At 74.4% G+C, this 13900-nt stretch carries 13 protein-coding genes; 8 read left to right on the plus strand and 5 right to left on the minus strand.

What is annotated here, in order from left to right; genetic code table 11:
* The first annotated feature begins 85 nt into the window (after positions 1 to 85).
* A complete protein-coding gene (locus IG74_RS0100515) occupies positions 86 to 1639 on the plus strand; it encodes an NCS1 family nucleobase:cation symporter-1 (RefSeq protein ID WP_030667610.1) in 1554 nt (517 codons plus the stop codon).
* A 7-nt stretch (positions 1640 to 1646) separates the two neighbouring features.
* Positions 1647 to 2393: a DUF4232 domain-containing protein gene (locus IG74_RS0100520; protein WP_051854411.1), complete on the plus strand. Its 747-nt coding sequence runs from the start codon at positions 1647 to 1649 to the stop codon at positions 2391 to 2393.
* Here the strand turns inward: IG74_RS0100520 and IG74_RS0100525 are convergent.
* The gene (locus IG74_RS0100525; protein WP_030667614.1) at positions 2359 to 3423 is read right to left on the minus strand and encodes a lipoate--protein ligase family protein; all 1065 of its coding nucleotides are present in this window, start codon (positions 3421 to 3423) and stop codon (positions 2359 to 2361) included. The genes IG74_RS0100520 and IG74_RS0100525 overlap by 35 nt on opposite strands.
* 108 nt (positions 3424 to 3531) lie before the next feature.
* Between IG74_RS0100525 and IG74_RS0100535 the strand changes: the two genes are divergently transcribed.
* The 6 genes from IG74_RS0100535 to IG74_RS0100560 all read left to right on the plus strand — a co-directional run bounded on the left by IG74_RS0100535 (position 3532) and on the right by IG74_RS0100560 (position 10527).
* Positions 3532 to 5355, plus strand: coding sequence for a gamma-glutamyltransferase family protein (locus IG74_RS0100535; protein ID WP_030667617.1), 1824 nt, complete (start codon positions 3532 to 3534; stop codon positions 5353 to 5355).
* Between the two features lie 115 nt (positions 5356 to 5470).
* A complete protein-coding gene (locus IG74_RS0100540; RefSeq protein WP_030667620.1) occupies positions 5471 to 6325 on the plus strand; it encodes an inositol monophosphatase family protein in 855 nt (284 codons plus the stop codon).
* 108 nt (positions 6326 to 6433) lie between these two features.
* Entirely contained in the window at positions 6434 to 7855 is a 1422-nt protein-coding gene (locus IG74_RS0100545) for a phytoene desaturase family protein (RefSeq protein WP_030667623.1), read from the plus strand.
* Positions 7852 to 8385 (plus strand): O-acetyl-ADP-ribose deacetylase, encoded by a 534-nt coding sequence (locus tag IG74_RS0100550; protein ID WP_030667626.1) that lies wholly within the window; start codon positions 7852 to 7854, stop codon positions 8383 to 8385. The genes IG74_RS0100545 and IG74_RS0100550 overlap by 4 nt, the downstream gene beginning before the upstream one ends.
* Positions 8386 to 8503: 118 nt before the next feature.
* On the plus strand, positions 8504 to 10003 hold the full coding sequence (locus IG74_RS0100555; RefSeq protein WP_030667629.1) for an AlkA N-terminal domain-containing protein: 1500 nt from the start codon (positions 8504 to 8506) through the stop codon (positions 10001 to 10003).
* A 38-nt stretch (positions 10004 to 10041) separates the two neighbouring features.
* Entirely contained in the window at positions 10042 to 10527 is a 486-nt protein-coding gene (locus tag IG74_RS0100560; RefSeq protein WP_030667631.1) for a methylated-DNA--[protein]-cysteine S-methyltransferase, read from the plus strand.
* Positions 10528 to 10558: 31 nt separating this feature from the next.
* On the opposite strand, the gene IG74_RS0100565 is transcribed toward IG74_RS0100560, so the two are convergent.
* The 4 genes from IG74_RS0100565 to IG74_RS0100580 form a co-directional block, all read right to left on the minus strand.
* Positions 10559 to 10888 carry a DUF4326 domain-containing protein gene (locus tag IG74_RS0100565; protein WP_030667634.1) on the minus strand — a complete coding sequence of 110 codons (330 nt, stop codon included), beginning with the start codon at positions 10886 to 10888 and terminating at the stop codon, positions 10559 to 10561.
* Positions 10885 to 11436, minus strand: a complete 552-nt coding sequence (locus tag IG74_RS0100570; RefSeq protein ID WP_030667637.1) for a PaaI family thioesterase — start codon at positions 11434 to 11436, stop codon at positions 10885 to 10887. Before IG74_RS0100570 ends, IG74_RS0100565 begins: the two co-directional genes overlap by 4 nt.
* A 101-nt stretch (positions 11437 to 11537) precedes the next feature.
* The gene (locus tag IG74_RS0100575) at positions 11538 to 12032 is read right to left on the minus strand and encodes an NUDIX domain-containing protein (protein WP_030667638.1); all 495 of its coding nucleotides are present in this window, start codon (positions 12030 to 12032) and stop codon (positions 11538 to 11540) included.
* A gap of 62 nt (positions 12033 to 12094) precedes the next feature.
* Complete coding sequence (locus tag IG74_RS0100580; protein WP_030667642.1) at positions 12095 to 13804, minus strand: BCCT family transporter; 1710 nt, start codon at positions 13802 to 13804, stop codon at positions 12095 to 12097.
* Positions 13805 to 13900 lie beyond the last annotated feature (96 nt).

Raw genomic sequence — 13900 nt, forward strand, 5'->3', positions numbered from 1 at the left:
CCCCCGGCCCCGCCCGCCCCACCGCGCCGGTCGGCCCCCGTACGGCCCCCCTGGTTCCCGCCGTCCTCCAGCGAAGGGCCCGCCCGTGACCGACACCGTGCCCGCGGGGCCGCCGCCCGCCGAATCCCCGTCCCAGACCACCGCCGCCGACGGCCGCGTCGAGCTGTCGCCCGGCGCCTATCCGCACGACAGCCGCTTCGCCAACGACGACCTCAGACCCGTCCCGCTCGCCGAACGCCACTGGTCCACCTACAACTTCGCGGCCCTGTGGGTGGGCATGGCCCACAACATCCCCTCCTGGACGCTCGCCTCCGGCCTGGTGGCGTTCGGCATGGACTGGAAGCAGGCCGTGTTCACGATCGCGCTCGCCAACGTGATCGTGCTGCTCCCGATGCTGCTCACCGGGCACGCCGGGCCCAAGTACGGCATCCCCTTCCCGGTGCTCGCCCGCGCCTCCTTCGGGCTGCGCGGCGCCAATCTGCCCGCCCTGGTGCGGGCGGCGGTGGCCTGCGGCTGGTTCGGCATCCAGACGTGGATCGGCGGCCAGGGCGTCTTCGTGCTGCTCGACCGGGTCTTCGACGGCGGCTGGAGCGACGCCTCGCACATCGGCGGCCATCCCTGGCCGCTGTGGCTGTGCTTCCTGGCGTTCTGGGCGCTGCAACTCGCCATCATCCACCGGGGCATGGAGACGCTGCGCCGCTTCGAGAACTGGGCGGCGCCGTTCGTGCTCGTCGGCGCGGTGGTGCTCCTCGTGTGGATCTCCGACAAGGCGGGCGGGCTCGGGCCGCTCCTGGACCGGCCGTCGAAGCTGGGCTGGGGCGCCGACTTCTGGCCGGTGTTCTTCCCCGCCCTCATGGGCATGATCGGCTTCTGGTCGACGCTCTCCCTGAACATCCCGGACTTCACGCGCTTCGGGAAGGGACAGCGGGCCCAGGTGTGGGGCCAGACCCTCGGCCTGCCCACCACGATGACGGCCTTCGCGCTGCTGTCCGTCCTGGTCACCTCCGGCTCGGAGGCGGTCTACGGAGAGCCGATCTGGGAGCCGGTGGACCTCGCCGCCAAGGCGGACAACGTCTTCGGGCTGCTCTTCGCCCTGGTCACGGTCCTGGTCGCGACGGTCTCCGTGAACATCGCGGCGAACGTCGTCTCGCCCGCGTACGACCTCGCGAACCTCGCGCCCAAGCTCATCACCTTCCGTACGGGCGCACTCGTCACCGGGGTCGTCGGCGTGCTCATCTTCCCGTGGAAGCTCATCGAGACACCGGAGTTGTACATCTTCGTCTGGCTCGGCGTGGTCGGCGGGCTCCTCGGCACGGTCGCCGGAGTCCTCATCGCCGACTACTGGGTGATCCGCCGCACCCGGCTCGCACTCGCCGAGCTGTACCGGCCCGAGGGCCGCTACTGGTACGCGCGCGGCTGGAACTGGCGGGCCGTGGCGGCCTTCGCGACGGGCGGGCTCCTCGCGGTGGGCGGCTCGCACTCCGACCCGGGCAAGGGGCCGTTCCCCGAGGACGGCCTGATCCCCTTCCTGGAGCCGCTGGCCGACTACGGGTGGGCCGTGGGGCTCGGGGCGGCCTTCGCGGTGTACCTGGCGCTGATGTGGCCTGCGCGGGAACGGGAGTTGCGAGGCCTGGCATGATGCGGGCATGAGCCGCATACCCTCGGGGCGGGCCGTCGCCGTGCTCGGTGCCGCCGTCGCCCTGCTCGTCGCCGGCTGCGGGCAGGACGGTCAGGACCGGCACGCCGGGGACGGGCGGGGCGAGGGAAGCGGCGCCGGGGCAGGAGTGCCGTCGCCCCTGGTCACCCCCGAGACGCTGGACCCCGACACCTTCCCGCAGTACGGAGCGGAGCCGTCCGGGCCGCCGCAGCCGTCCCGGGACTGCGCGGGGCGGACCGGCACCCTGCTCGAACCGGGCCCCGTCGACAGCGCGATGGGCCTGCGGGCGATGACGCTGTGGCTCACCCACTGCGGCACCGGCACGTACCGCGTCGACGGTTACCCGACGCTCCAGGTGCTCGACGAGGACGGCACCCCCTTCGACGTCCACAGCCTCCGGGGCGCGGAGCCCATCACGACCGGCGTGCGGGACCCCGGGCCGCACCCGGTGACGCTCCGCCACGGCGAGTCGGCGACCGCGGGCGTGGTCTGGCGCAACACCTACGCCAACACCACCGAGGACCCCGTCAACGGCACCCGGCTCCAGGTGCTGCCCGCCCCCGGCAGGCCCGCGCGGACCGTCGCCCCCGACGGCGGGATCGACCTCGGCAGCACGGGCCGCATCGGCGCGACGGCGTGGCGTAAGGCCCCGACGACCGAGCCAGGCGCGGCGCGGCCCACAGGACCTCCGACTTCGCGGCCTACGGCACCCGCGCCGTCCACTCCGGCGAGCTGAACTTCGTCCGCGCGAGCTCCTGGGCGCGGGCCAGCTCCCCTTCGCCGACCTTGCCCGCCGTCAGGCCGTACCGCCCGCGGAAGGAGTCGACCATCCGCTCGATGACGGCCTCGCGCGGAAGGCCGGTCTGGCGGCGCAGCGGGTCCACGCGCTTCTTGGCGCTCTTCGTGCCCTTGTCGGAGAGCTTCTCGCGGCCGATGCGCAGGACTTCGAGCATCTTGTCGGCGTCGATGTCGTAGGCCATGGTCACGTGGTGCAGGACCGCGCCCGGGCCGCCGTCGGGGCCGACCATCCGCTTCTGCGCGGCGCCCGCGATCTTCCCGGCGTCCGTGGCGATGTCGTTCAGCGGCTGGTACCAGGCCTTGACGCCCATGTCGCCGAGCGCGCCGAGCACCCAGTCGTCGAGGTAGGCGTAGCTGTCCTGGAACGACAGGCCCTGCACGAGGGCGTCCGGCACGGACAGCGAGTACGTGATGGTGTTGCCCGGCTCCACGAACATCGCGCCGCCGCCGGAGATCCGCCGCACCACCTCGATGCCGTGCCGGGCCGCGCCCTCGGGGTCCACCTCGTTGCGCAGCGACTGGAAGCTGCCGATGATCACCGAAGGGGCGCCCCACTCCCACACGCGCAGCGTCGGCGGCCTGCGCCCGGCCGCGACCTCCTCGGTGATGACCTGGTCGAGCGCCATGTGCAGCGCGGGCTGTTGCGGGCCCTCGTGGACGAGCTGCCAGTCGTAGTCCGTCCAGTCCGTGGCGTGCGCGAGGGCCCGCCGCACGGCGATCGCGACCCCCTCCGCCGTCAGCCCGTACATGACGGTCCCCGCGGGCAACGCCGCCTCCACGCGCGCGGCGAGCCCGACGGCGTCCGTGTCGGCGGGAGCACCCTCCAACGCCGCGTCGATGGCGAGGATCGCCTCATCGGGCTCAAGAAAGAAGTCCCCAGCCACCCGCACCCACCGCAGCCGACCGTCCTCGACGTCCAGGTCCACCACGACGAGCTTGCCGCCAGGGACCTTGTACTCGCCGTGCACCGCGATCCTCCTGTTGTCCGCTGCTGTCCGGAACCCGCCCGGAAAGTCCCTCTACGCTAACCCAGCACCCCTGTGGCGAGAGGCGACCCCGGCGTTAGCCTGCCGGGCATGTTCACGTCGCGTCCTACTCTTCAGGGCACTTTCGGCATGGTGTCCTCCACGCACTGGCTCGCCTCGCAGTCCGCGATGGCTGTTCTGGAGGACGGGGGGAACGCCTATGACGCCGCTGTCGCCGCGGGGTTCGTGCTGCATGTCGTCGAGCCGCATCTGAACGGGCCCGCGGGGGAGGTGCCGATCATCCTGGCGCCCGCGGGCGGGCCCGTGCGGGTGCTGTGCGGGCAAGGCGTCGCGCCCGCCGGGGCGACCGTCGCGCACTACCGGGACGGGCTCGGCCTGGACCTGGTGCCCGGCACCGGGCCGCTGGCCGCCGCCGTGCCCGGCGCGTTCGACGCGTGGATGCTGCTGCTGCGGGACCACGGGACGAAGCGCATCGGAGAGGTCCTCGCCCACGCCATCGGGTACGCGGAGGACGGGCATCCGCCGGTGGAGCGGGTCGGGCAGACCGTGGAGGCCGTACGGGAGCTGTTCGAGACGGAGTGGGCGTCGTCGGCGGAGGTGTACCTGCCGGGCGGTATCGCGCCCACCCCGGGGGAGCTGTTCCGCAACCCCTGCCTCGCCGCCACCTGGCGGCGCCTCGTCGCCGAGGCCGAGGCGGCGGGCGGCACCGACCGCGTCGCGCAGATCGAGGCGGCCCGCGAGGTGTGGCGGTCCGGCTTCATCGCCGAGGCCCTGGTGCGCCAGGCCGCGCGCCCCACCCTGGACACCAGCGGCGAGCGGCACGCGGGCACCCTCACGGCCGCTGACCTCGCCGCCTGGTCGGCGACGTACGAGGACCCCGTGACGTACGACTGGCGGGGCTGGACGCTGTGCAAGGCCGGACCCTGGAGCCAGGGCCCGGCCTTCCTCCAGCAACTCGCCCTGCTGCCCGACGAACTGCCCGCGTACGGCTCGGCCGACTACGTGCACCTGCTCGTCGAGGGCTGCAAGCTCGCCATGGCGGACCGCGAGGCCTGGTACGGCGACGCCGCCGACGTCCCCCTCGACGAGCTGCTCTCCGCCCCCTACAACGCCGAGCGGCGGTCCCTGATCGGGGCCGAGGCCTCCCACGAGCTGCGGCCCGGGACGCCGGGCGGGCGGAAGGCGGAACTGTCCGCCCGCGCGCGGGCGGTCGCCTCCGGCGCGTCCGCGTACGACCCGCAGGGCATCCTGGCGGGCACCGGCGCCGCCGCAGGCGCGGGGGAGCCGACCGTCGCCCGGAACGGCGCCACCCGGGGCGACACCTGCCACCTGGACGTCGTCGACCGCTGGGGCAACATGGTCGCGGCCACGCCCTCCGGCGGCTGGCTCCAGGCCAACCCCGTCGTGCCCGAGCTCGGCTTCCCGCTCGGCACCCGGCTGCAGATGGCCTGGCTGGAGGAGGGCCTGCCCAACTCGCTGGCCCCGGGCCGCCGCCCCCGCACCACCCTGACGCCGTCCCTCGCGCTCAAGGACGGCGTGCCGGTCATGGCCTTCGGCACGCCCGGCGGCGACCAGCAGGACCAGTGGCAGGTGCACTTCTTCCTGTCCGTCGCGCTCCGCCCCGCCGTGCGCGGCGGCCTCGACCTCCAGGGCGCCATCGACGCCCCGAACTGGCACAACGACTCCTTCCCCGGCTCGTTCTACCCGCGCGGGATGCGGCCCGGCAGCCTCACCGTGGAGTCCGGCACGGACCCGGCCGTCATCGAGGAGCTGCGCGTACGCGGGCACGACGTGACCGTGGCGGAGCCGTGGTCGGAGGGGCGGCTGTGCGCGGTGGCGCGGGACCCGCGCACCGGGGTGCTCTCGGCGGCCGCGAACCCCCGCGGGATGCAGGGGTATGCCGTGGGGCGGTGAGGTATGCCCCCTCTGTGGCCCCATGGCGGCCTGGCGGCGGTCGATTTCATCCTGATTCCACCCTTTGTTCACCCCCTCCGCACGGGATGTCAGTGGCGCGTGCTCTCATGGAGGCATGATCGAAACGCAGGAAATCAAGGAAAGCATCGACGACTTTCTCGCACGTCAGGCCGCCGACGTGGAGCGCGTGATCCGCGAGGCCGCCGCAGCGGAGATCACCCCGCGGTTCCGGCAGCTCGCCGAGGACGACGTCGTCCAGAAGAGCGGCCCGCACGACCTGGTGACCGTCGCCGACCGCAGGGCGGAGGAGTTCCTCACCCGCGAGCTCACGGCGCTCCTGCCCGGCTCGGTCGTCGTCGGCGAGGAGGCGGTGCACGCCGACCCGGCGAGGTACGACGCGATATCCGAGAGCGCCCCGGTGTGGATCGTCGATCCCGTCGACGGGACACGCCAGTTCGTGCACGGCGACCCCGGCTTCTGCACCCTCGTCGCCCTCGCCCTGGACGGCGTCGTGCTGGCCTCCTGGACGTACGCCCCGGCGCTCGACGAGTGCGCCGTGGCCGTCCGCGGCAGGGGCGCGACGCTGAACGGCGCGCCGCTGAGCACCGGGACCCCCGAGCCCGGCCGCGACCTCACCGTCGCCACCTCCCACCCGGACTTCACGACGGACGACCAGAAGCGCGCCCTCCTCGGCGTGTTCACCGACGGCTTCACGCCCCGCCCCTGCGGCTCCGCGGGCCTGGAGTACCTGGCGGTGGCGCGCGGCGAGCTCGACGCCGTCGCGTTCAGCTGGGAGCTGGCCTGGGACCACGCGGCGGGCCTGCTCCTGGTCGAGGAGGCGGGCGGGGCCCACCTCACGCTCGAGGGCGTGCCCTTCGCCATCACCGGGGGCAACGCCCTGCCGTTCACGGCCGCACGGGACGAGGCGACGGCCCGCCGGGTCGCGGACGCGCTGGTGGCCGGGGCCTGACCGCCCCGCCGCTGCCGCCGGTGCCCGCGACCGGGTTCCCGCCGGTCCTCCGGCATATCCTGTGCGGCACTGGCCACCGGCTGACGAAGGAGTCCGAAGGTGCCGTCGATGCTCGATGCCGTCGTCGTGGGAGCGGGTCCGAACGGTCTGACCGCCGCCGCTGAGCTGGCCCGCCGCGGCCTCTCGGTGGCCGTCTTCGAGGCCGAGGGCACCATCGGCGGCGGCGCCCGCACCGAGGAGCTCACGCTGCCGGGCTTCCGGCACGACCCCTGCTCCGCCGCGCACCCCCTGGGCATCAACTCCCCGGCGTTCCGCGCCCTCCCCCTGGAGCGGTACGGCCTGCGGTGGCTGCACGCCCCGCTGCCCATGGCCCACCCCTTCCCCGACGGCAGCGCCGCCGTGCTCGCGCGCTCCGTCTCCGAGACGGCCGCCTCCTTCGGCCCCCGCGACGCGGGCACGTACCGGCGCCTGGTCGCGCCCTTCCTGCCGCACTGGGACGCGCTGGTGCGGGACTTCATGGCCCTGCCGCTGACCGCCCTGCCCCGCGACCCCGTGCTGCTCGCCCGCTTCGGGCTCCAGGGCCTGCCGCCGTCGACGTGGCTGCTCCGGCGGTTCAAGGACGAGAGGGCGCGCGCCCTGTTCGCCGGGCTCGTCGCCCATGTCATCGCGCCCCTCGGCGGCATCGCGACGACCGCCGTCGGCATGGTCTTCGCCCTCGCCGCCCACGCGCGCGGCTGGCCCGTCGCCCGCGGCGGCTCCCAGGCCATCTCCGATGCGCTCGCCGCGTACCTGAAGGACCTCGGCGGCGCCGTCCACACCGACTACGAGGTCAAGCGCCTGGACGACCTGCCGCCCGCGCGCGCGTACGTCTTCGACACCTCGCCCACCGCGCTCGCCCGCATCGCCGGACTCGGCCGCTACTACGACGGTTACCGGTACGGCGCCAGTGTCTTCAAGGTCGACTACGCCCTCGACGGCCCCGTGCCCTGGACCGCGGAGGCGCCCCGCCGGGCGGGCACCGTGCAGATCGGGGCCACCAGCCAGGAGATCGGCACCGCGCTGCGGGCCGCGTCGCGCGAGGACCGGGCCCCGGACACGCCCTTCCTCATCACCGTCCAGCCCGGCGTCGCCGACCCCACCCGCGCCCCCGAGGGCAAGCAGGTCTTCTGGGCGTACGGCCATGTGCCGAACGGCTGGCGGGGCGATCTGACGGACGCCGTCGAGCGGCAGCTGGAGCGCTTCGCGCCGGGCTTCCGCGACCGCGTCCTCGCCCGCGCCACCGCGGGCCCGCCCCAGCTCGCCACGCGCAACGCCAACTACGTGGGCGGCGACATCGCCTGCGGCGCCGCCAGCGGCCTGCAACTGCTCCTGCGGCCCCGGCTCACCGCGTTCCCGTACCGCACCCGGCACCCGGCCGTGTTCCTCTGCTCGTCCGCGACCCCGCCGGGGCCCGGCGTGCACGGCATGTCCGGGCACAACGCCGCGAAGGCCGTCTGGAAGCGGCTCAGGGAACAGGACGCGACCCGATGACCGCCCGCGTCACGCTCGTCCGGGGCGACATCACCGAGCAGCACGCCGACGCCATCGTGAACGCGGCGAACTCCTCGCTGCTCGGCGGCGGCGGTGTCGACGGCGCCATCCACCGCCGCGGCGGCCCCGAGATCCTCGCCCACTGCCGCCGTCTGCGCGCAGGGCACTACGGCAAGGGACTCGCGACCGGCCAGGCGGTGGCCACGGTGGCCGGGAAGCTGGCCGCCGCGCACGTCATCCACACCGTCGGGCCCGTCTGGTCCGCGACCGACGACCGCTCCGCGCTGCTGGCCTCCTGCTACCGCGAGTCCCTGCGGATCGCCGCCGCGCTCGGCGCCCGTACGGTCGCCTTCCCGGCGATCTCGACGGGCGTGTACCGCTGGCCGATGGCGGACGCGGCCCGGATCGCGGTCCGCACGGTACGGGAGACCTTGGCGGCGGCCCCGGGAGCGGTGAGCGAGGTGCGGTTCGTCCTCTTCGACGAAGCGGCGTACGAGACGTTCGAGAGCGCCCTGGCAGCCGAAGGTTGATGTCGGATTCCCGCCAGCCCCGGGGGCGTCGTTCGCCGATCCTTGAGGCATGCCGACCGTGACGCCCCCCGCCCCCGAGCCGACCGCCCCCACGCCGCGCACCGCCGCGCCCGCGGGGATGCACGGGGACTTCGACCGCTGCGTGCGGGCCGTGCGGTCCAAGGACGACCGGTTCGACGGCTGGTTCTTCACCGCCGTCCTGACCACCCGCATCTACTGCCGGCCCAGCTGCCCCGTGGTGCCGCCCAAACCCGAGAACATGACGTTCTACCCGAGCGCCGCCGCCTGCCAGCAGGCCGGGTTCCGCGCCTGCAAGCGGTGCCGCCCCGACAGCAGCCCGGGCTCGCCCGAGTGGAACCAGCGCGCCGACCTCGTCGCCCGCGCCATGCGGCTCATCGGCGACGGCGTCGTCGACCGCGAGGGCGTGCCCGGCCTCGCCGCCCGTCTCGGCTACAGCACCCGCCAGGTCGAGCGTCAGCTGCTCGCCGAGCTCGGCGCCGGACCCCTCGCGCTCGCCCGCGCCCAGCGCGCGCAGACCGCGCGGCTGCTCATCGAGACGACCGCGCTGCCCATGGCGCAGATCGCCTTCGCCGCGGGCTTCGCGTCCATCCGCACGTTCAACGACACCGTCCGCGAGGTGTTCGCGCTCGCCCCGGGCGAGCTGCGGACCCGCGCCGCCCGCCGGGGCCGGGGCCACGGCGGGCAGCCGCCCGCCGCCAACGGCACGCTCTCGCTGCGGCTGCCGTTCCGGGCCCCGCTCAACCCCGACAACCTCTTCGGCCATCTGATCGCCACCGCCGTGCCCGGCGTCGAGGAGTGGCGCGACGGCGCATACCGCCGCACCCTGCGCCTGCCGTACGGGCACGGCGTCGTCGCGCTCACGCCGCACCCCGACCACATCGGCTGCCGCCTCACCCTCACCGACCCGCGCGACCTGACCCTCGCCATCAGCCGCTGCCGCAGGCTGCTCGACCTGGACGCCGACCCGGTCGCCGTGGACGGCCAGCTGCGCGCCGACCCGCTGCTCGCGCCCCTCGTCGACAAGGCACCGGGGCGGCGCGTGCCGCGCACCGTCGACGAGGCCGAGTTCGCGGTCCGCGCGGTGCTCGGCCAGCAGGTGTCCACGGCCGCCGCCCGCACCCACGCCGCGCGCCTGGTCACCGCGCACGGCGAGCCGGTCGACGACCCCGAGGGCGGGCTCACGCACCTGTTCCCGGCACCGGACGCGCTCGCCGCGCTCGACCCCGAGTCCCTGGCACTGCCCCGCAGCCGCCGCGCCACCCTCATGACCCTCGTACGCCATCTCGCCGACGGCACGCTCCGGCTCGGCGTCGAGAACGACTGGGAGCGGGCCCGCGCCCAGCTCACCGAGCTGCCGGGATTCGGCCCCTGGACCACCGAGGTCATCGCGATGCGGGCGCTCGGCGACCCGGACGCCTTCCTGCCGTCCGACCTCGGCATCCGGCGCGCGGCCCAGGCGCTCGGCCTGCCGCACACGCCCGCCGCGCTCACCGCCCGCGCGGCCGCCTGGCGCCCCTGGCGGGCGTACGCCGTCCAGTACCTGTGGGCCACGGACGACCACGCCATCAACCGCATCCCCGCGCACCCCACCCCGTGAAGACCCCCGCCCACCCCGAGACCCCGGGACCCACCGCCATGCACCGTACGCACACCGTCATCGACAGCCCCTACGGGCCGCTCACCCTCGTCGCCACCGACGGCACCCTCAGCGGCCTGTACATGACCGAGCAGCGCCACCGCCCCGCAGAGGAGACCTTCGGCGACCGCGACCCCGAAGGCTTCGACGCGGCGGCCGAGCAGCTCGCTGCCTACTTCGCGGGCGAGCTGACCCGGTTCGACCTGCCGCTGCGCCTGGACGGCACCGCGTTCCAGCAGTCCGTCTGGCAGCAGCTCCTGAAGATCCCGTACGGGCAGACCCGTACGTACGGGGAGCTCGCCGAGGCCCTGGGCAAGCCCGCCGCCTCCCGGGCCGTCGGCCTCGCCAACGGCAAGAACCCCATCGGCGTCATCGTGCCGTGCCACCGCGTCATCGGCGCGGGCGGCGGTCTGACCGGCTACGGCGGCGGCCTCGACCGCAAGCGGCGGCTCCTGGAGCTGGAGAGCGGGACGGCCCTGTTCTGAACCGGTCCGGGATTTCTTGAGCTGTGGGCTCTCAGCCGGTCCCGTCCGCGCCCGCCCCGGAGTCGGCGAGCTCCGCGATCACCTCGGCGTGACAGGGCTCCGGCACGCACCAGCACCCCAGGCGGTGCCCCCGCAGCGCGGGCAGCAGCGCGAGCAGGTCGGGGCGGCTGAGCAGGTGGTCCCGGTACATGGCCACGACCTCCTCCCGCGTCCCGTCCTTGCCGGGCCGGAAGGGGCTGGCGAGGGGGGACCCCTTCAGGTGCCAGCCGCCCCGGTGCATGGCCCGGCCCACGTAGACCACGTCGGCGTAGTCCGGGTCCTCCCGGTGCCCCTTGAGGTTGACGACGGTCGTACGGCTCATGACGCGGCTCCCTCCGGACGCGGCGCCGCGAAGATCGCGCAGGTCGTCGTGGCGTGGGCGTGGAGCTTGCCGTCGGCGACGTTGACGACGCGGGCCTCGGCGGTGGCCGTGGTCCTGCCGACGTGGACGGCGGTCCCCGAGCAGCGCAGCCGCGGCGTGTCCGCGAACACGGGACGGACGAAGTTCACGCTGAGCTGCGTCGTGGTGTAGGCCCGGCCCGGGGGCAGCAGGGTCGCCACCGCGCAGCCCAGGGCGGAGTCGAGCAGCGTGGCCAGGAAGCCGCCGTGCACCGTCCCCATGGGGTTCAGGAGGTGCTCGCCGGGGTCGCTCTCGAACACCGCCGTGCCCTCGCCGAACTCCACCAGGCGGTAGCCGAGCGTCGAGCCGATGGGCGGCTCCGGGAGCTCCCCGGCGAGGATCTTCCGCAGCAGCTCGGGACCGCTCACGTCGCCCGCGTCGGCCCAGGGCACCGGCGGCTGCCAGCGGTGCGTGCGGACGCGCGGCCCGTCCGGGTCCGGCTGCCCTGCCCGCCCTGCCTGCGCTGTCATCGGAACGCTCCGTCCTTCGGCCCCGCGCGCGCCGTCCGGCCCGCGCCGCTCTCCTTCGACTCTGGCTTGCTCCGGCGTCGGCCGCGCGCCGAACGCGCGGGTCAGCGGGCCCGGTGGCCGTCCTCGAGCTCCACCGCGCCGCCGCCCGCCGCCAGCACGTCGAGCGCGGCCCGCAGCCGGCGCGCGAGCGGCCCCGAGAGGTACGGCTCCAGGTCCTCGGGGGCCACCAGGCGCCAGGACAGCAGCTCTTCCTCCTGGAGCCGGATGGCCGCGAACCGCTCGTCGGGAAGCACCCCGCCGTCGTACACGAAAGCCACCAGCGGCGGCCGCTCGTCCGTGCCCGGCACCCAGTCGACCACCAGGAGGCCGCCGACCTCGACGTCCAGACCGACCTCCTCGGCGGTCTCGCGCCGCGCGCCCTGCCGCGGCGTCTCGCCGTCGGCCGACTCCACCCCGCCGCCCGGAAGCGTCCACTTCTCGCGGTAGTTGGGCTCGACGAGCAGTACGCGGCCCGCCGGGTCCCGGATGACGGCGGCGGCTCCGGCGAGGACCCGGGGGAGGCCCGCGATGTACGCGGCGTAGTCGAGAGTCGTCACGCAGGGAAGGGTAGCCCCGCGCGGCCGAGCCCCGGAGTGGCAGTCGGCCCCTCTGGGTGGTCTCACTCGTCCGTTCTGCCCCGGGACCTCGCGATCCGGCGGAGTCGGGGGTGCCGGTCGGCCGACTGCGTCGTCATGGCGTCGCCGACCATCGCCCGCACCGCGTCCCGCAGCCCGTGCAGGGCCGTGTGCCGCGCGGGCCCCGCCCCCGGGTCCACCCTGAGCTCCTTCAGGAGCGCCCAGCACAGCGCCAGCATGACGACGACGAACGGCAGGGCCACCAGGATGGTCGCGCTCTGCAGGGACTTGAGGCCGCCCGCGACGAGCAGCACGGCGGCCACCGCCGACATCAGCGCGCCCCAGGTGACCACGAGCCAGGTGGGCGGGTGCAGCGAGCCGCGGCTGCTGAGCGAGCCCATCACGAGCGAGGCGGAGTCGGCGCTGGTGATGAAGTACGTCATGACGAGGACCATCGCCACCCACGAGGTGACCGTGGTCAGCGGGAGGCCGTCCAGCATGGCGAACAGGGACGCCTCGGCGCCCTCCTTGGCCTTGGCCGCCATGTCCACCGCGCCGGTCACGTCGAGCCGGATGCCGGTGCCGCCCATGACGCAGAACCACACGACGGTCGCCCCGCTCGGCACGAGCAGCACCCCGATGAGGAACTCCCGGATCGTACGGCCGTGGGAGATGCGGGCGATGAACGTGCCGACGAACGGCGCCCAGGACAGCCACCACGCCCAGTAGAAGATCGTCCACGCGCCGAGCCAGGTGCTGTCGGTGAAGGCTCCGGTGCGCGTGGCCATCGGCAGGAGCTCGTGCAGGAAGCCGCCGACGCTCGCCGGGATCGCGTCCAGGATGAACACGGTCGGGCCGAGCACGAAGACGAACAGCATCAGGAGGGCGGCGAGCGCGAGGTTGAGGGTGCTGAGCCACTTCACACCGCGGTGCACCCCGGAGAAGGCGGAGAGCACGAAGGCCGCGCCGAGCGAGACGATGATGATCAGTTGGAGGGTGGTGCTGTCCTCGACGCCCGCGGTGAGGTGCAGCCCGGTGGCGACCTGGAGCGCGCCGACGCCGAGGCTCGTGGCGGTGCCGAAGACGGTCGCGAAGACGGCGAGCAGATCGATGACCCGGCCGGGCCAGCCGGCCGCCCGCGCCTCGCCGATCAGCGGCACGAAGACCGAGCTGAGCCGGTTGCCGCGGCCCTTGCGGAAGCCCGCGTAGGCGAGGGCGAGGCCCGCGATGCCGTAGATCGCCCATGGCGTCAGGGTCCAGTGGAAGAAGGAGTACTCGAAGGCGACGCGGGCGGCGCCCCCGGTGCGGGGCTCGGCGCCGGACGCGGGCGGCGGGTCCAGGTAGTGCGTGAGCGGCTCCCCGACGCCGTAGAACATCAGGCCGATGCCCATGCCCGCGCTGAACATCATCGCGATCCAGGCGAGGTTGGTGAACTCCGGCTCGGAAGTGTCGGCACCGAGCCTGATCCGGCCGAAGCGGCCGACCGCGAGCAGCACGCACAGGACCAGGAAGACGTCGGCGGCGATCACGAAGAGCCAGGCGAAGTTGTCCAGGACCCAGGAGAGGGCGGAGCCGGTCGTGCTCTCGAAGGACCTCTTGCCGATGGCCGCCCAGGCGACGATCCCGAGGGCGCCGATGCCCACGACGGTGAAGTCGGGGGAGCCGTCGGCGGCGGAGCCGGGCGGAGGGGGCGGCTCCGACGGGCCGCCGGGGGGTCCGTCGGGCAGCGGTTGATCGATCATTTCCGTGCTCATGCCGCCCCACTATGGGCGGCTATGCACCGGTTCTTCCGGCTGACGCGCCGTTCTTGCGCCCAGGTGGCCATGGGCAGGGGGCCCTTCCTGCGGTTA

Source organism: Streptomyces sp. NRRL B-1347 (assembly GCF_000720325.1).
GTDB lineage: Bacteria > Actinomycetota > Actinomycetes > Streptomycetales > Streptomycetaceae > Streptomyces.

What these genes read in the sequence shown, in the direction of transcription:
- IG74_RS0100565 (WP_030667634.1), bottom strand. Translation starts at nt 10,888, where the DNA reads ATGAGCCGTACGACCGTCGTCAACCTCAAGGGGCACCGGGAGGACCCG.
- IG74_RS0100545 (WP_030667623.1), top strand. Translation starts at nt 6,434, where the DNA reads ATGCTCGATGCCGTCGTCGTGGGAGCGGGTCCGAACGGTCTGACCGCC.
- IG74_RS0100560 (WP_030667631.1), top strand. Translation starts at nt 10,042, where the DNA reads ATGCACCGTACGCACACCGTCATCGACAGCCCCTACGGGCCGCTCACC.
- IG74_RS0100570 (WP_030667637.1), bottom strand. Translation starts at nt 11,436, where the DNA reads ATGACAGCGCAGGCAGGGCGGGCAGGGCAGCCGGACCCGGACGGGCCG.
- IG74_RS0100555 (WP_030667629.1), top strand. Translation starts at nt 8,504, where the DNA reads ATGCACGGGGACTTCGACCGCTGCGTGCGGGCCGTGCGGTCCAAGGAC.
- IG74_RS0100580 (WP_030667642.1), bottom strand. Translation starts at nt 13,804, where the DNA reads ATGAGCACGGAAATGATCGATCAACCGCTGCCCGACGGACCCCCCGGC.
- IG74_RS0100535 (WP_030667617.1), top strand. Translation starts at nt 3,532, where the DNA reads ATGTTCACGTCGCGTCCTACTCTTCAGGGCACTTTCGGCATGGTGTCC.
- IG74_RS0100520 (WP_051854411.1), top strand. Translation starts at nt 1,647, where the DNA reads ATGAGCCGCATACCCTCGGGGCGGGCCGTCGCCGTGCTCGGTGCCGCC.
- IG74_RS0100540 (WP_030667620.1), top strand. Translation starts at nt 5,471, where the DNA reads ATGATCGAAACGCAGGAAATCAAGGAAAGCATCGACGACTTTCTCGCA.
- IG74_RS0100550 (WP_030667626.1), top strand. Translation starts at nt 7,852, where the DNA reads ATGACCGCCCGCGTCACGCTCGTCCGGGGCGACATCACCGAGCAGCAC.